Source organism: Archangium lansingense (assembly GCF_026626635.1).
Lineage (GTDB): Bacteria > Myxococcota > Myxococcia > Myxococcales > Myxococcaceae > Archangium > Archangium lansingense.
In genome coordinates, this window is record NZ_JAPNKA010000001.1 from 13,676,941 (window position 1) to 13,694,071 (window position 17,131).

A 17,131-nucleotide genomic window follows, 5' to 3' on the forward strand; every position below is an offset into this window, starting at 1 on the left:
AGACAATGACGACGACCTTCTCGGGCGTGAGGAGGTAGGTCTTCGAGAAATTCACGCAGCCGCTACGTGGTCGATGTCAGTTTCAAGCCAACGATCGACGCCACGGCGTGCGTGCGGCTCGTGCGAGCAAGACCATGCTCGCGACGATGGCCGTCCCGGAGATGACGCTCGGAACCGGACGTGTGAAGCCCTGCGTGTACTTGAGCCCGAGCGACCAGACGACTTCGAGAACACCCGCGAGCATCAGGACGAACCAAGCCATGGAACACCTCCACGGCCCGTCGTTCCTTCCTGGTACGGGTCGCCCTCGTCAGGGCTCGAATGAGCAACGACGACCGTACCCGTCGAAGTCCGCCGGGTCAAATCAGGTTGCGACCTCGTTTGTGAAGAGCACGGCCGCGTCTTCCGCGCCGAGATGCGTGAGGCGAGCCCCAGGGGCCACCGTCACATCCACTCAGCCCCGCTTCGACTCACCCTTGCCCCGCGAGGCACGTGTCTTCTCGGCGGAGGCCGCGCCTTCCTGGGCCCCTGGCGCCACCCCGCGCCAGAAGATGTCCACCATGCGCTCCAACCAGGGGACCTCTGCCTCCGTCGGGACGCTCTCGTTCGTCACGTGCGCCAGGAAGTAGCGGTACTGCAGGCCCGCCACGAAGAGGCTGGCCATCACGCCGGGGTCTCCCTCGCGCAGCCGGCCCTGCTCCTGGGCCCGGCGGAACCAACCCGCGAGCGCCAGGTAGGTGCGCGCCGGGGCGGGCGCTTCCTTGTCATCACCCCGCAGCTCCTCGGGGGTGATGCCCGCCTCGCGCATCACCGCGAAGGCCGGCACCATCGCCCGGAAGAAGGTGTCGATGGCCCCGGCCACCTCGCGCAGCTGCACCGTCAGCTCGCGTGCATCCGGACCCACCTCCACCATGGGCAGCCACGGCGGCGCCTTCCCGATGGAGAACGCCGCCTTGAGCAGCTCCCGCTTGCTGCCGAACCGCTTGAGCAACGCCGGCCCAGACACCCCCAGACGCGCGGCGATCGTCTCCGTGCTCACCGAGACTCCGTGCTCGATGAAACACGCGCGTGCCGCTTCCAGAATCTCCTCGTCCAGGACCTGTCGGGGACGTGCCATGACTCCACTCGTTGATTGGTTAGCTAGTGCTAACTAACTAACTCTCCGAGGGGGGCAGAATCAAGTGGGAGTAGGAGCCAACCCCTCAGGGCGGGTGCCCAGCGCGGAATCGAGGAACCGGCCGATGCGGGCGGCCATTTCCTCTGGGAGCTCCAGCATGGGGAAGTGGCTGCGCCCGGGAAGCTTCTGCACCTGGTACCAGGGGTGCGAGGAGGCGAACGAGCGCTGGGCCTCCAGCCAGGCGCTGTCCTCCGGCTGGGAGTAGAGGTGCAGGGTGGGGACGGGGGGCGAGAGGGTGGCGAGCGCCTGCAGCGGGCTGCCGTACTGGGCGTACACCTTCTCAATCTCCCGCCCGGCGCGCTTCCACATGTCCTCGCCGAAGGAGCCCATGTCGTCGCGGACGAAGCGGATGACCTCCGGCGAGCTGACGCCCTGCAGCCACAAGGAGAAGAGGCCGTCGCGGGCCTGCTTCCACTGGGACGACTGGAGCGTTTTGACGGCCTGGAGGAAGGGCGGGGGCGGCTCCAGCACGAGCCAGTCCAGCAGCACGAGGGCGGGGATGCGCTGTCCGAGCTGACGCCGCAGCTCGATGGCCCACCAGCCGCCGTGGGAGAGGGCCACGGGTATCACCTGGCGCGCGCCACTGGCGTCGATGACGGCGCGCAGGGTGTCCACCACGGTGGTGTTGCCGAAGTCGGGGCCAGGCTTCTGGGACTCGCCGTGGCCGGGAAGGTCCACGACGAGCGCGCGGTGGAGGACGGAGCACCAGGGGGCGAGTTTGCGGAACACCTCGCGGCTGGTGCACCAACCTGGGATGAAGAGCAGGGCGGGCTCTCCCTGCCCCACGTCGTCGTAACGGATGCGAGCCCCACCCACGCGCGTCTCGGCCATGTGCGTCTTCCCCCCGGCGGCCAGGTCCAAGCCACGCCGCCATGGGCGCAGTCATGCTCCGGGTGGGCCGTGGGGGGACAGGGGACGGAGGTGCGGTACGGGTGTCCGCTGCTCGTCAGTTCACGCGGCCTGCCATGAGTCCTGCTCGGGGACGCCGAAGAGCTCGAGCTGCTGGAGCCGGCCCTTCACCCCATGGGCGCCGAGCGGCTCGAAGTCCTCGCCCTCGCCGAGGGCCTCGCGGCACTCGCGGGAGAGCAGCAGGGAGCGGCCGAGCACCTTGGTGAGATCCTGCACCCGCGAGGCGGTATTCACCGTGTCGCCGATGACGGTGTACTCCTGGCGCTGGGCGCCGCCCACGTTGCCCACCACGGCCTCGCCGCGGTGCAGGCCCACGCCGATGCGCAGGTCGGGGAACTCGCCCTGCTCGCGCATGCGAGAGGCCTCGGCGAGCATCTCGCGTGCGGCGGCCAGGGCCCGGCGCGCGTCGTCCGGCTGGTGCGTGGGCGCGCCGAAGACGATGAGCATCCCGTCCCCGAGGAACTTGTTCACCAGCCCGCCGTGGGAGGCGACGATTTCGCACATGCGCCCGAAGTAGAGGTTGAGCAGGCGCAGCGTCTCTTCTGGGGGCTGGGACTCGGAGAGGCGGGTGAAGCCGCGGATGTCCGTGAAGCAGACGGTGACGGCACGGCGCTCGCCGCCCTCGGGCATGCGGCCGGAGAGCAGGTGCTCCATGACCTGCTCGCTCACGTGCATGCCGAGCAGACCGCGCACGCGCTCGCGCTCGACGGCGCTCTCGGTGAGGCGCAGGAGCAGCGAGCGCATGGAGCCGCTGGCCACCATGCCGAGCGCGCCCATGGTGACGAGGAAGATGGCCTTGGCGAGGGTGACGTAGAAGTCGTAGGCGCCGGTGGCGAGCGCCTCGGGAGAGGCGGCGGGCCGGAGGATGAACTGGACGACGATGATGAGCTGGGAGGCGGCGGCGAGGCCGGAGAAGAGACACAGCCGGGGCTGGAGCCGCGGGGTGGCCATGGCGACGCCGATGGCGTAGAGGGCGGGCCCGCCGGCGGACAGGGCGAAGACGGGGCCGTTGACGTGCAAGTCCAACAGGGCGACGACGGTGCCCATGGACACGTCCACGAGCGAGGACGCATAGCGCATCCACGGGCGGAAGCGGCCGGTGCGCATGAGCAGCACGACGCACGTGTACCAGGCGAGGAACCCGAGAGTGGCGGCGAGGATGATGCGGGGGATGGAGGAGCCGGAGGCGATGGAGGCGAGCACCAGCGCGGTGGCGATGACGCCGGCGGTGGTGGCGACGTGGGCCACCCGGGACTCCATGTGCAGGACGGTCTCCCCGTAGAGGACGTCGAACCCGTTGGGGACGGGAGTGGAGCGGGGAGGGGCGCGCATGCGGATGGCGGGAGTGTGCCACGAGCAGGGCTCCAGCGGGATTTCAGCGTGGGAGGGCGGGAGCGCGCGAGCCTACAGCTGCATCTAGCTCGGCCTGGAAGGCACGGTGGCGGCGGAAGCTCTCCCGGAAGCCGGCGAGCAGCAGGTTGCCGCGCGCCTGCTCGCCGTGCAGCCAGAGGACCTCGGCCCCAGCAGCGAGCAGTTGAGCGGCCTTGGCGTAGCTGCGTCGGTGCTGGCGGCTGACGATGGTGCTCACGCGCTTGCGGGCGAGCTCCAGACACCATTCGCGCAGCCGCTCCCGCTCGGAGGGCTCCAGTGAGATGGCGGGGAGGGCCTCGGCGTAGGTGCGCGCCAGGCGGTCGCGGAGGGCCTCATTGTGACGTCTGTCGTCCGAGTACCAGGCTCCGGCCTGGGTGCCCGACTCCAGCGCCTGGTGCCAGAGCGCGTCCACGTTGCGCGGCAGCTTGTGCAGGGGCTGGCCCGAGAGGAGCACGAGGAAGGCCGGCACCACGAGACCCTGGGGGTTGTCGCCATACGTCCAGCCGAGCGCGCTCTCCTTCGCGGCGAGCGCATGGGCGGCTTCCCAGTCATGAGCGAGCAACCAGGCTTGAGCCAGCAGCCGGCGGTCGGCGTGAGCGAGGACCTCGAAGCTGTCTTCATCGCCGGGCGGCGCGGCCATGGAGCCTGAGAGCTGGCGTGGCTGCTGGAGGACGGCCTCGAGGTGGCGGGCGGCCTGGGCCATGAGGGGAGCGCGCTCGGGCTCGGAGGGGCGGGTGTCTCGAAGGTCGAGGAGACGCGGGAGGGTGGGTTGAGAGACGAAGGCCTCCCAGCGAGCGGAGCGCACGGTGTCGGGTTGGCCGAGCCGCTCGGCGGCGGAGGCGAGGACGCTGGCGACGGTGGCACGCAGGGGGAGGGCGGCGGGCAATGCCTCGAGGGCCTCACGGGCGGTGGTGAGCACGGCTTGCGTCTGGCCCTCGCGCTCCAGCGCGGCGAGGAGATCCACGAAGGCGCGAGGATGGCGAGAGGGCTCCGAGAAGGCGAGCTCGCGCAGCCCGCGTGTGCCCTGTGAGAGGCGGATGGCCTCGCGCAACCAGGCCTCGGCATCGGGGTCCTCCTGCTGTCGGAGGAGGGCGCTCCAGTCGCGCAGGAAGGCGTCGAAGTCAGGCAGAGGCTCGGAGGAGATGTCGAGCCACTCCTGCATGAGGGGCCGAGGCCCTCGGGGAAGCAGCTCGCGCATCCAGCGCATCTCCTTCAGGAGTTGGGAGGCCCGCTGCTCGTGAGGAGTGACGGCATAGACGGCGCGGAGGTAGCGGGCACGGGCCTCGGGGATGTCCACCTGAGAGAGGTGCTCGGCGCGGAGACCTCGGCCCTGGTCGTCCTCGAATTCGAGGAGGGAAAAGAGTGCCTGATAGGCATTGCGGGCGAGCGGGTACTGGCCGCGCTCGGAGGACTCCTGGGCGCGCTGGAAGAGGGCGGTGAGGGGCTCGAGGAACTCGGCGTAGGGGCCGAGGACATCGTCCTCGGTCCAGAAGTCCTCCCATTCCTTTGCTTTCTCTGGGAGCGCGTGGGCCAACTCGGTGATGTCATCGAGCAGCGCGTGTGGGAACGCGGCCTGGGCGTTGGGGTCCGAGGGAGCGCGGAGGGTTTGCAGGAAGGCGAGCCGCTCGGAGGGCCGGACGCGGCTGGCGAGGACGCGGAGGAGAACGCGCAGCTCCTCGGGGGAACAGTCTTCGAGCCGGGCCTCGACGGCCTCACGGAAGACGTGGAGGGGCAGCTTCTCCGCTGGGGGATGGGATGGGTGGACTTCAGCCATAGGTAGCCAGAATATGACCTCGGCGGTCACGTGCGGCCACCCGGGGCTGCTCGGCTGGCTCCTACCCGTCCCCTCGACGGGGTACAGGCCGATACCAGGAACGTTTACCGCTTTCACCTCCTCCGGGAGGGCGTGGGCGGGCGCGGCGGGGTCATGAGTGTCCAGCCCCTGGCCAGCCAATAGACGCGGCCGTCGCTGTCCAGGGCTCGCTCGAGGAAGTCGGAGAAGGACCAGGCGATCTGCGTGCAGCCGGAAGAGCCGGGCCGCGAATCCCGGGAGCAGTCAAAGAGGGAGTGGAGGTCGTGTTCGGCGCGGCGCACGTCGATGGCGGCGTAGTCCCCGTCCTGCACGGAGCAGAGGACGAACCAGGATGCCGCACCGTACGCGTCGCCATCCCCGGTGCCGCCGAAGAGGGCCACCCGCGCCCGGACGATCTCCGATAGAGAGAGAATGCGGTAGGGCGGGTCCGGCCGGCGGAACAGCGCGGCGCCATTGGAGCGCAGGTAGAAGGCGCGCAGCTCCTCATCCAGACGCCAGCCCATGCGCTTCTCGAAGTGCTGGAGCTGCTCTGGCGAGGCCGGGGGATTGGGGAAGTGGCTGCGACGAATCGCTTCGATGAACCGGTCGATGGTCATGGACATGGAACACAGTCTATGGGCCCGGAGGTGATTTCGCGAGTCACATGTGACGGAGTGACCGCCGAGGTCGAGCAGTCCTTGCCCGGGCAGGCGGGCTCCTCTACCCTGCGGCCCTCCCCATGGAGTCCGCGTGAGCCCACGTCCTTGGTCCGCCCTGCTCTGGGTCCTCCTCTTCTCCACTGCGGCCACCGGGCGGGAGACGAGGCAGGGGACCGTGCTCGTCGCGGGCACCCCGGAGGGAGAGCCGCCCGTGCTGTACGTGGCCGCGCGCCTGTCCACGTTGGTGGACTTCGAGGGGCTGCTCGAACCGCGAGCGACGCTGACGCCCGAGCTGAGCGGGCGCATCGGGGTGTTTCAGGTGGGAGCGCGCTCCCTGGTGGTGGTGCCCGTGCGCGACCTGGCGCGGGGCGAGCGCGTGCTGCTGCCGGTGACGGGGCGGACGGAGGCGGGCGAGCCCCGCACCGTGACACTGACGCTCGTCACCCGGGAGGACGAGGTGGACTTGCAGGCCCTGGTGTCCTTCCTGCCGCACGAGGCCCGAAGGCCCGAGGCCCCCGAGGAGGACGCGGTGGGCACGGTGGCGGAGATGTTGCTCGCCAGCCATGAGCGGGGCACGGGCCCGGGGCTGGCGCTCGTCATGCCTGACGAGAGTGAGACGCGCATGCACTCAGGCCCGGTCCGGGGGTGGATCGAATCCATTCTCCGGATGGATCGGGGACGCCTCTTCGTCACCGTGGCCATCGAGACCACAGGTCTAGCCACTCCTCCATGGCGACTCACCCGGGTTCGGTTGGAAGCAGGATGCTGGGCCGGTCGCACGGGGGAGGAAGTGCCTCTGCCCATCTTCAGCACCTCCTCCGTGCCTGGTTCAAAGGAGCAACGCCATACCTTCTCCACCCGACTCCCAGAAGGGGCGGGGTGTCTGTCCTTGATGTTGGAGGAGGACGGCCCGCGGACTTTGCAACTCCAGGACTGGAGACTTCCTCCATGACGAAGCCCTTCCACCCGGACCTGCTCCAATCCGGGGACATGGTGCGGCACTACAAGGTGGTGCGCCGTCTGGGCAGCGGTGGCTTCGCGAACGTCTTCCTGGTGGAGAGTGGAGGGCGGTCCTACACGATGAAGATCGCGGCGCGCCCGCCGGGTGATGAAGACGAGGCCCGGGAGGACGAGCGGGCCTTTCGCGAGGCGATCTCCCTGGGGCATTTCCGCCACCCCAACCTGCTGACCGTCCGCGAGCTGGGCCGCTGGCCGGAGCTGGAGGGAGGCCACTTCTTCTTCGTCACCGACTACGTTCCCGGCTCGACCTTCAACGTGTGGCGCTGGACGATGCGGGCCCCGCTGTGCCGGTTCATCCGCGTGGCGGGCGAGCTGGCCCTGGTGATGGCGGAGCTGCACGAGCGCGGCGTGTGCCACCGTGACATCAAGCCTGACAATGTCCTGGTGAGGGACGGGGACGACAAGCCGTTCCTCATCGACTTCGGCGCGGTGTTCCTGCCTGGGGCGTACACGCTGACGCGGGAGCTGCCCCCGGTGACGTTCCACAACATGCCGCCCGAGGTCGCCGCCTTCCTGCGAGGGGGCGAGTGGGAGCAGGGCGCGCACTTCCCCGCGAGCCCCGCGGCGGACCTGTACGCGTTCGGTGCCCTGCTCTATGAGGCCCTCACCGACTGCCACCCCTTCAACCCGCGCCTCCCGTTGGACAAGCTCTTGCTCGCCATCGAGCTCGTCCCGCCGGTGGACCCTGGCCGGTTGGAGCCGCGTGTACCGCCGGGACTGGGCGGGCTGGTGATGCGGCTGCTGGCCAAGGACCCCGCTCAACGGCCCCCGAGCGCCAGGGCCGCCCACGAGGAGCTGATGCGGCTGTTGGAAAGCGAGGCGGACACGGAGCCCTGGAAGGTGCCGTATGCCTTCGCCACGCACGAGGACGGTGTGCCAGCCGTGGAGGCCGGGCAGGAGGAAGCGGGTGGCGCCCGGGAGGCAGCGGAGCCGCCCTCATCACCCGAGAAGGGCACTCGGGTGTCCGGGTCTGGCGATGCGGAGAGGGAGGCCGGGCGGTCACGCGGGAAGTGGAAGTGGGTGCTCGGAGGGCTCGCCCTCTTCCTGCTGCTGCTCGGGATAGGGTGGGGACACGTCCGCACGGTGTCCGCGTCCGCCCTGGAGGCGGTGTGTTCCGGCGCGGCGCCCACCGCGCTGGTTCCGCCAGCGCCCTTCGAGAAAGGATGCGAAGCCTTGCACTTCTCCACGCCGAAGTCTTTTGGAGAAACCCTGACGCTGGTCTGTGCCGCCTCGGTGCATTTCCTGGCCTGCACGGGAGCGCCCGTGCGCCCCGACCCCGAGGGGTTTCTGGAACGGTGTCCTCCCGAGGCCCGCATGACGGCCGTGCAGCTGGGCTTCGAGAAGAAGCCCTTCACGGATGTCGAATTGGCGACTGGCATCCAGGTCGGTGCCGGGTCGATTGAAAACGTGATCAACTTCAGAAGCGGTCCCGTGGAGGGATGGATAGTGATTCCCGGCGGGAGGATCCACTGGGTGACCGGTGAGGCGAGGGTGTATCAGGGGCGCATCTACATGGAGTTCGACCGCATCTACCTCGATGCGCTCCACCCGACACCCGGTCGCGTTCCATCACCCCTCTGTGCCGTGGCCGTGGACAACAGGAACTGGAGGAAGCTCGGGGTGAAGAACTTCGAGCTCGGCATGCCCACGAACATCCAGTTCGCCGATCCGGCCAAGGTGGTGTACCGCGGCCCCGATGCCGCCATTCTCGATACACTCCTGGTGGACACGTACGTCCAGCTCCCCGGCCGCCGCTTCCCGGAGTAGAGAGTGGGCTCGAAGCAGGTGTCCTCTGGCCGCGAGGTGCACCAACTGGTCCGATGGTCGGACCAGTTGCGGAAGACCGCAGCCGGAGGGCACTCCCTCGCCACGCGACGAAGGCCCGGGGTGGAAGAGCGGACCCACGGGCGAGTCTCCTGTCCCGCTGGGGACCCGGGGGGTAGGTTGTGGAACGGGGACTGGCCCGTTAGCCTGGCCGGGCCTCGATGGTCCTCCCCACGGTCGATCCAGATTGGGAAATCCGCGCCGCCGCCTTCCAGGCCCTGGAGTGGCTGGTGGCGCGCCACGGGCCGACGTTGAGGTGGGACACCATCCAGGAGGGCTTCGAGTTCAAGGGCCAGCACCTCTACTTCGCCACCAAGGCGAAAGGCATCTTCCGGCCGAAGGAGATGCGAGGCGCCGCGCTCTCCATCAAGACCATCATCCCGCGGGGCAACCGCCCCGTGCCCTACGAGGACTCCGCGGGCGAGGACGGTGTCTTCACGTACAAGTTGCGAGGGGACGACCCGGACAATCACGACAACCGGCTGCTTCAGCAGGCGTGGAAGGCGTCCACGCCGCTGATCTACTTCCTCGCCGTCGAGCCGGGCATCTACCAACCCCTCTGGCCCATCTTCATCCGGGGCATCGATCGAGAGCGTTTGGAGTGCACGCTCTCCGTGGATGATGCCGCGCTGGCGGAGCGGGAGCAGCGTGTACCGATGGTGGCGGACGCGAGGGCCATTGAGATCCGCCGCGAGTACGTCACGGTGCAGACGAAGCGGAGGCTGCATCAGGCGCGCTTCCGGCTGGAGGTGCTGAGGGCGTACGAGAAGCGGTGCGCGGTGTGCAGATTGCCTCGGGAGGAGTTGCTGGATGCGGCGCACATCGTGGCGGACCGTGAGGAGACGGGGGCACCCGTGGTGCCCAATGGGCTGGCGCTCTGCCGGTTGCATCACGGAGTCTTCGACACGGACCTGATGGGCATCCGGCCCGATGGGGTCATCGAGCTGTCCAAGTCACTGCTCGACACGCGGGATGGCCCGACACTGGAGCACGCGGTGAAAGCCTTCCAAGGCCAGCACCTCCACCTGCCCCGGCGCATCGAGGACCAACCGGGACAGCGTTTCCTGGAAGAACGGTACGCGCGGTTCCGCCGGGCGGGGTGAGCTGAGGGGACGCAACCCTCTTGTCCCCGCTTCGGTCTGCCCCACAGAATAGACCTGTTCCAGCCTGGGAGAGAGCGAATGGTGGGCTTGCTGGCCGCACGGGTTCCTCGTCTGGTGGTACTCGTGGGCGTGATGCTGGGGGCTGGGGGGCTGACCGGCTGTGCCACTGGCCGCAACACCGTCACCGGCCGAATCACCCCGGCGCACTTCGAGTTCACCAGGGTGGTAGAGAAGTCGGGGCCGGAGGATGAACCGGGTGGGTGGTGGGCGGTCTGCATCCACGCTCGAATCACGGCGGGGGACTCGGGAGCCACTAGCGTCTGCCAGTTCGAGGTTGGCGTGCCGGTGCATAACAGATTTCAGGGAGAAATCTCTCTGGAGGTTGCCCAGGAGGCGGCAGCAGCCATGGCTAACCGGGCCATGTACAAGGTTCTGTCGCAAGCCCATCCGGGGGAAGTGCTTGGTATCCACTGCCGCAGATTCAAGGACCTCTACGTGCTGATGCTCGACGAGAAGCTCAAAGGTGCGCGGGTGAGGCAGTGCATGATGAAGGGCGTGAAGACCGTGCACTTCAACGAGCCCTATCATTGTGACTATGAGTGACGCGCCGACCGCCATCACGGACCGTGACTGAATGAAGAAGCCGAGTACGTACAAGGCCCTCACGCAACCTCTTCCCATCGACGCCGTCGGTCCCGATGGCAAGAAGCGGCCCATTCAGCTCTTTCCCAAGGTGGGTGCCCTCAAAGACCCTGGGCTGGGTGCGTTCAAGGTGCACCTTCCGTATTTTCTCGGGAATCGACGTGGTGACAGGCTCGAGGACCCTGATTTCGGCAGCTCGCTTCATGTGCTCCTCGATATGGAGGACGAACAGCAGCGTGCCGAGTTTGTCCGCCGAGTGGTGCATGAGGAAATCCCCGGGAGGTTTGGCAAGTACCTCGAGGCCATCCGGTCCTTTGATGTCACCGTGCACCCCGAGGCGCGCACGATGCAGGTGTTCCTGGAGCTGAAACCTCACGGGGCAGAGTGGGTCTCGTTGAGCTTCGAGCTGCATTTTCCTCTAGAAGAGCAGGGCGGGAGCCGGGAGCCGGCCAGGCCTCGTCCACGTCCCGAGGCCATGAGCGATCCCCGGACCGCGGAGTTCATCCGCGTTGCACGGCACTACTACCCGGCGGGCTATCCCCCCTGGGAGGACGACGAGGAGGAAGAACCCGCCTTCCGACGGACGCCCGAGTACCAGCGGTGGCGCGAACTCCGGGATAAGGCCTGGGATGATTGGAAGGAGTGGGTTGATTTCCTGCGGGCTGTGCGGTCCACGTTCCCCGGGCACCCTGTTTCTGATGTGACGTATCCCTCGGCGGATGCCTGCTCCCGCTGCTGCGTGTATCTGGAGCAGCCGTTGCCGGATGGAGGACGGGTGGTGACCCGGGTGGTGGGGGCTGTCTCCATCCTCGCGCCGCTGTACCTCGTCTACGTGACCACGGAAACGGTGCGGCCCGATGTCACCTCCCCCCGGCCGCCACCCGACTTCTCCCCCACCGGTGAGGCGAAGGCCGCAGCGGGCACGCTGGCCCGGCTCATCGAGCAGGTGTTCGGCTATCGGCCCTTCCCGCTGGAACTGGCCGACGTCCCCCTGCCGGAACTCCGGGTCGAGTCTCTGTACGAGCCTCCCACGCTCCTCGGGGCCTTCTTCGCGGACCGGGGCACGCTGGCGAACCTGCCCTGACCGGACACGCGGCGGCCGATGGCGTAGCCTGCGCGCGATGCCTCCGCTTGCTCTCAGGAAGGGGCCAGGTCCCTTCCGTAAATGGCTCTTCGTGGGCCTGGGTGTCTCCACCTTCGGCCTCTACGGCATGGCCTTCGTGGTGGACCGCTTTGGCCAGCACGAGCGCGCCGTCCCCTCCGATGTCCTGGTGGTGCTCGGGGCGCGTGTGCTTCCCGGCGGCGAGCCCTCTCCCTCTCTGCGCGCTCGCATCGAGAAGGCAGTCGAGCTCTACCACCAAGGACTCGCTCCCCGGCTCCTCTTCTCCGGCGGCGTGGGCGTCAACCCGCCCTCCGAGGCCCGTGTCATGCGCGACCTCGCGGTGCGGCTCGGCGTCCCCGCGGAGGCGTGTCTCCTGGAGGAGCAGAGCCACTCCACCGAGCAGAATGCGCGCTTCTCCACCGGCATGCTGCGCTCGCTCGGCGCCCGGCGCGTGGTGGTTGTCTCCGACCCGTACCACCTGCTGCGTGCTCGCCAGTACTTCCGGCTCCATGGCTTCGAGGTGGTCACCAGCCCCGCCTACCTCACCGAGCGCAACATGAATCTCGTCGACCGCATCTACTGGACGGTGCGCGAGGCCGCCGCGTTGCTCCTCCATCCCACCGTGCTGTTCGCGCGCCAACCCTCCTGAGCCTTCGCTCGAGGTACCCCCCCACCAATCCGGGCGAGCCGTGCTCCACGCCGCTGGTAGACTCCGGCGGCTATGTCCCGGAAGCCACCCAACGCCCTCGTCCGGCTCGCCTTCCACGTCGAGCACCATGTCGAATCCTGGGGCTGGCGCGTTCGGCGCAAGCTGGGGCTGGCTCGTCCGCCGCGCATCCTTCCCTATCGCGGCTATGGGACAGCTCGGCAGGCCGTCATCAAGGCGCGTGTGCTCGAGGACCGGCATGTGCGTCCGCCCTGGAAGCGCCACACGCTGCTGGGCAGCGCCATCGCCTCGTGGAAGCGCTACAACACCGTGGAGATTCCCCGGGCGCAGGTGGTGGTGCGCTGGGCGGACCACCGCTGGGAGGGCACCACTGACGAGGAGGGATTCCTCGAGCTGTGGGTGGAGCCTCCCGCCGGGACGACGGCGGGCTGGAACGACGTGGAGCTGGAGCTGCTGTCACCCGCTCCCCAGGGCGTGGCGCGGGTGCGTGCCCCCGTGCTCGTGGCCGGCTCCGAGGCCCAGTTCGGCGTCATCAGCGACATCGACGACACCGTCATCGTCACCAACGTCACCAACTTCCTCAAGCGCGCCTGGACGCTCTTCCTCACCGAGCACCGCACGCGTCTGCCCTTCGAGGGCGTGGACGCCTTCTACGAGGCCCTCCACCAGGGCAGCACCGGCTCGGCGGGCAATCCCATCTTCTATGTCTCCTCCAGCCCGTGGAACCTCTATGAGCACCTGGACGAGTTCCTCCAGCTGCACCGCATTCCCGCCGGGCCGCTGCTGTTGCGCGACTGGGGCCTGAGCCGCACCGGCTTCGCGCCAGGTGGCGGGCACGGGCACAAGCTGGAGAAGATTCGCGGGCTGCTGGGCACGCTGGAGTCGCTGCCCTTCATCCTCATTGGTGACAGCGGGCAGGAGGACGCCGAGCACTACCGCACCATCGTGCGCGAGTTCCCCGGTCGCATCCGCTGCGTCTACATCCGCAACGTGTGGCACCGCGCGGGGCGCGAGAAGGAGCTCGCCTTCATCGCCGCGGACATCCGCGCCGCCGGCAGCGAGATGCTCACCGTGGACGACACCGTGACGGCCGCGCGCCACGCCGCCAGTCAGGGGTGGATCCGCTGGCAAGAGGTGGCCGAGGTCCAGGCCCACCAGGCCGAGGACGTCCAGGCTCGCTCCCTGCTCGACAAGCTCGATCGCGAGCACGGATGAGCATAGGTTGATAGTTCTAGTATCATGGGTTTTGTCCAATGTTGCTTGAATTGCAGGATTGACCGTGCCACACCCGGGGCCCCCCCAACCCCGAGGTGGAAGATGATGGGTCGCAAGCTGATGGAGGCGTTGTTCGTGCTGCCGGTGGCCGTGCTGGCTGCCTGTGGTGGTGACGTGGCCGGGACGGAGCAGGCGATGGAGCTGGGCGAGAACACCCAGGGCGTGCTGTACGCGCCGCCCGCGCCGGCCAGCGGCAACATCTTGGACTCCACCACGCACCTGGGCTCGGTGAACCTGGGCAGCGCGGTGCAGACGTCCTTCACCACCAATCCCCAGTACTACTCGTTCAAGGTGCAGGTGCCGGCCAGCTCGTTGGTGAGCCTGGAGGTGACGCACCTGGGCAGCTCCATGTACCTGGACACGGGCCTCTTCGTGTACGGGCCGAAGAACGCGTCCGGCAGCTACGGCACCACGGTGCTGGCTCAGGACGACGACGCCGGTTACGGGCAGCTCAGCAAGCTGGCCTCGGTCCCGCTGACGCAGCCGGGCGAGTACCTGGTGGTGGTGAGCGCGGGCAGCGGCTCTGGCAAGCAGTTCCGGCTGCAGACGGGCTGCGTGGGCGGTGGGTGCTCGACGCTGGCTCCGGCTCCGGCGGGCTACCAGCTCACGCTGACGGAGCAGGCCATCACCTCGCAGCTCCAGTCCACGCTCGCCACCGGCGAGGCCGCGTACCATTACACGTCGGGCTCGCTGCGCCGGTTCGACTTCGCCTGGCCGTACTCGGGTGAGCCCACCCTGGCCCAGGCGGACGCGGCGGTGTTTGGCTTCCAGGAGTACCAGGAGTACGGCTACGACGCGGGCACCGCGCTCACCTATGCCCAGCTCTACGGCTACCTGTATTCGGAGTTCCAGCCGCTGCACGCGCAGATCCTCTCCACCTACGGCAATGGCGTGGAGAACGTGCAGGTGATGACGCACTACTACACTCGCCTGGTGGCTCCGGGTGCCTCCGGCTGGTTCCGGCTCAACGTCATCCTCTTCCCGCAGTCTCGGAAGGTCATCGTCTTCGAGCAGACGGCCTACGAGACCTGAGCGCGCATGCCCCTCTCCCGCTGGGAGAGGGGACGGCCTTCCCCGCCAGGCCCTGGGGGCACAACCTGGGGCGGCTCCCCTCGGAGCGGAAGGGTCCTCCGGGCCTGTATCTCCAGGTGGTGAACGGTGGGGCCTGCCCCCGAGCGCAGGCGCGTTGCCTGGTTTCCAACGTCCCATTGCCCGGCGGCCCTGATTCCTGCACGTGCGCCAGGGCGCCACTTTGTATGGGTGGATCTGGCTCGTGTGCGTGGGGGAGGGGAAGCTTGAGGCGTCCCTGGTCTTTCGCGAGGCGCATCGCGGTGGGACTGGCCGCCTCGTTGGTGGTCGCCTTGGCCATCGGGGCGATCACCGCGCTCGCCTTGCGCTCGGTGCTCACCGGCAGCGAGCAGCTCTCCGAGAGCTGTGTGCGGCACCGGGTGGCGGTGGAGCAATTGCACCGGGCCTTCAGTGACAAGCTGGCCAGCCAGCAGAGCTACGAGTTGACGGGGGCGGAGTCCTACCGGGAGGAGGAGCGGCAGGCCCGACTCCTGTTTCAGACGCTGCTGCAGGCTCTGCGCTCGCGCGAGGAGGGTCAGAAGGAGCATGGGCTGTTGGACGGGCTGGCCCAGGCCGAGCAGGAGCACGAGGACGCCACCTGGGCGCTGAGGGAGGCCCGGCAGCGGGGCGTCTCCGGGGAGGAGCTGGCGGCGCGCCGCGAGAGGATGGACGCGGCCCGCCACCAGACGTACGAGGTGTTGGACTGGCTGGTCTGGTACACGGAGGACGCGTTCTCCCAGCGGGCCCTGCAGGCCAACCGGGCCGAGCAGCGGGCCTTCTGGCTCATCATCCTCGTGGCCACGCTGGGGCTGCTGGTGGCGATGGGGTTGGCCTGGGTGCTCACCCGCGCGCTGAGGCCCCTGCACCACGAGGCCCAGGCCAGCCAGGCGCGCTTCCGGCTGTTGGTGGAGGGGGTGAAGGACTACGCCCTCTACATGTTGGACCCGGAGGGCCGGGTGGTGAGCTGGAATCCCGGCGCCGAGCGCATCCAGGGTTGGCGGGCCGAGGAGATCATCGGCCGCAGCGCGTCGGTCTTCTATACGCCGGAGGCGCGGGCGGAGGGCCAGCCACGCAAGGACTTGGAGTGGGCGGCGCGGGAGGGGCGGCTGGAGTGGGAGGGCCAGGGGCTGCGCAAGGACGGCTCGCGCTTCTGGGCCGAGTCACTCGTCACCGCGTTGCGTGGTGCGGACGGACGGCTCGAGGGCTTCGCGGCGCTCACGCGCGACAGCTCCGAGCGCAAGCGCCTGGAGCGGGCCCAGCACCTCTTCATCGAGGCAGATCGCCTCTTCCTCACGGAGAAGGATCCGGACCAGGCGGTGGTGTCGCTGGCGCAGCTGCTGGTGCCGGAGCTGGCGGATGGGTGCCTGCTCTTCTTGCTCTCACCCGCGGGCGAGCTGGAGCCTCATGCGATCATCCACGTCTCCGAGGAGAAGGAGCGCATCTTCTGGGAGCTCATTCGCCACTGTGGCGGGCCGAAGCCGGGTCGGCCGTATGGGGCGTGGAATACGCTGCACCTGGGGAAGACGGAGCGCATCTTCGAGGTGACGCCGGAGATCTGGAAGAAGGCGTCCAGCGATGCCGACGAGCTGGAGGCTTTCGAGAAGCTGGGGACCGTCTCGTACCTGTCGGTGCCATTGCGCGCGGGAGGGCGCGCGGTGGGCGTGATGATGCTGTTGTCCCATAGCGAGGATCGGCGCTTCACGGAGACGGACCAGGTGTTCGTCGAGGAGCTGGCGGGCCGGGCGGCGCTCTCGCTGGAGAACGCGCGGCTGCTGCGGGAGGCCCAGGCCGCGTTGGATCTCATCGGCGTGGCGGCGCACGACCTGGGCAATCCCTTGCAAGCGCTGCAGCTCATGCTGGGCAAGCTGAAGCGCTCGCCCCCGTCGGACCCGGAGAAGCGGCGCGAGGTGCTCACCTCGGCGGTGCGCCACACGCAGCGGTTGGGGCGGTTGCTGCACAACCTGTTGGACCTCTCGCGGCTGTCCTCGGGGAAGCTGGACCTGGAGGTGGGGGAGGTGGACCTGGCGGAGCTGGCGCACGAGGCGGTGGGGCGGCACGCCGAGCAGGCGGCGGAGATGGGGTGCCGGCTGGTGCTGAGCGTGGAGCTGGGGGTGGTGGGGCGGTGGGACCGGCTGCGGCTGGAGCGGGTGCTGACGAACCTGCTGTCCAATGCCTTCAAGTACGGCAGGGGCCGGCCCATCGAGCTGCGCGTGGAGCGCACGGATGACCACGGGAGGCTGATCGTGCGTGACCAGGGGCCGGGCATTCCCCCGGAGCAGCAGCGCACCATCTTCGAGCGCTTCAAGAAGGCTCCGGCCAAGGGCGAGAAGAAGGAGGGCTTCGGGCTGGGCCTCTACATTGTCCGGCAGTTGGTGGAGGCGCATGGGGGCAGCGTCCACGTGGAGAGCCGGGAGGGGGAGGGCGCGACGTTCACCGTCGAACTGCCCCTCGCCTCGGCGAGCAGGGAAGTGGATGCCAGCGTACAGCCCTCGGGGATGGTGCATTGAGCCGCCGGAACGAGG

At 68.6% G+C, this 17,131-nt stretch carries 15 protein-coding genes; 9 read left to right on the forward strand and 6 right to left on the reverse strand.

Annotation, left to right across the window (positions count from 1 at the left end):
- Nucleotides 1-82 precede the first annotated feature (82 nt).
- From OV287_RS55460 to OV287_RS55485, 6 genes are all read right to left on the reverse strand, one after another.
- Nucleotides 83-262 (reverse strand): SMR family transporter, encoded by a 180-nt coding sequence (locus OV287_RS55460; protein ID WP_267542195.1) that lies wholly within the window; start codon nucleotides 260-262, stop codon nucleotides 83-85.
- 192 nt (nucleotides 263-454) lie between these two features.
- A complete protein-coding gene (locus OV287_RS55465; RefSeq protein WP_267542196.1) occupies nucleotides 455-1,117 on the reverse strand; it encodes a TetR/AcrR family transcriptional regulator in 663 nt (220 codons plus the stop codon).
- Nucleotides 1,118-1,177: 60 nt separating this feature from the next.
- Nucleotides 1,178-2,008 (reverse strand): alpha/beta fold hydrolase, encoded by an 831-nt coding sequence (locus OV287_RS55470; protein WP_267542197.1) that lies wholly within the window; start codon nucleotides 2,006-2,008, stop codon nucleotides 1,178-1,180.
- A gap of 120 nt (nucleotides 2,009-2,128) precedes the next feature.
- Entirely contained in the window at nucleotides 2,129-3,418 is a 1,290-nt protein-coding gene (locus OV287_RS55475) for an adenylate/guanylate cyclase domain-containing protein (protein ID WP_267542198.1), read from the reverse strand.
- Nucleotides 3,419-3,461: 43 nt separating this feature from the next.
- Nucleotides 3,462-5,231 (reverse strand): amino acid adenylation domain-containing protein, encoded by a 1,770-nt coding sequence (locus OV287_RS55480; protein ID WP_267542199.1) that lies wholly within the window; start codon nucleotides 5,229-5,231, stop codon nucleotides 3,462-3,464.
- 113 nt (nucleotides 5,232-5,344) lie between these two features.
- Nucleotides 5,345-5,872 (reverse strand): SMI1/KNR4 family protein, encoded by a 528-nt coding sequence (locus OV287_RS55485; protein ID WP_267542200.1) that lies wholly within the window; start codon nucleotides 5,870-5,872, stop codon nucleotides 5,345-5,347.
- 127 nt (nucleotides 5,873-5,999) lie between these two features.
- Between OV287_RS55485 and OV287_RS55490 the strand changes: the two genes are divergently transcribed.
- The 9 genes from OV287_RS55490 (at nucleotide 6,000) to OV287_RS55530 (ending at nucleotide 17,116) form a co-directional block, all read left to right on the forward strand.
- The gene (locus OV287_RS55490) at nucleotides 6,000-6,860 is read left to right on the forward strand and encodes a DUF2381 family protein (RefSeq protein WP_267542201.1); all 861 of its coding nucleotides are present in this window, start codon (nucleotides 6,000-6,002) and stop codon (nucleotides 6,858-6,860) included.
- Nucleotides 6,857-8,695, forward strand: coding sequence for a serine/threonine protein kinase (locus OV287_RS55495; RefSeq protein WP_267542202.1), 1,839 nt, complete (start codon nucleotides 6,857-6,859; stop codon nucleotides 8,693-8,695). The genes OV287_RS55490 and OV287_RS55495 overlap by 4 nt, the downstream gene beginning before the upstream one ends.
- A gap of 218 nt (nucleotides 8,696-8,913) precedes the next feature.
- Nucleotides 8,914-9,855 (forward strand): HNH endonuclease, encoded by a 942-nt coding sequence (locus OV287_RS55500; RefSeq protein WP_267542203.1) that lies wholly within the window; start codon nucleotides 8,914-8,916, stop codon nucleotides 9,853-9,855.
- A gap of 78 nt (nucleotides 9,856-9,933) precedes the next feature.
- A complete protein-coding gene (locus OV287_RS55505; RefSeq protein ID WP_267542204.1) occupies nucleotides 9,934-10,458 on the forward strand; it encodes a hypothetical protein in 525 nt (174 codons plus the stop codon).
- Nucleotides 10,459-10,489: 31 nt separating this feature from the next.
- Complete coding sequence (locus tag OV287_RS55510; RefSeq protein WP_267542205.1) at nucleotides 10,490-11,581, forward strand: hypothetical protein; 1,092 nt, start codon at nucleotides 10,490-10,492, stop codon at nucleotides 11,579-11,581.
- 37 nt (nucleotides 11,582-11,618) lie between these two features.
- A complete protein-coding gene (locus OV287_RS55515; RefSeq protein WP_267542206.1) occupies nucleotides 11,619-12,248 on the forward strand; it encodes a YdcF family protein in 630 nt (209 codons plus the stop codon).
- A gap of 72 nt (nucleotides 12,249-12,320) precedes the next feature.
- Nucleotides 12,321-13,481, forward strand: coding sequence for an App1 family protein phosphatidate phosphatase (locus tag OV287_RS55520; RefSeq protein ID WP_267542207.1), 1,161 nt, complete (start codon nucleotides 12,321-12,323; stop codon nucleotides 13,479-13,481).
- Between the two features lie 102 nt (nucleotides 13,482-13,583).
- On the forward strand, nucleotides 13,584-14,573 hold the full coding sequence (locus OV287_RS55525) for a hypothetical protein (protein WP_267542208.1): 990 nt from the start codon (nucleotides 13,584-13,586) through the stop codon (nucleotides 14,571-14,573).
- 263 nt (nucleotides 14,574-14,836) lie between these two features.
- Nucleotides 14,837-17,116 (forward strand): ATP-binding protein, encoded by a 2,280-nt coding sequence (locus tag OV287_RS55530; protein ID WP_267542209.1) that lies wholly within the window; start codon nucleotides 14,837-14,839, stop codon nucleotides 17,114-17,116.
- Nucleotides 17,117-17,131: the final 15 nt, after the last annotated feature.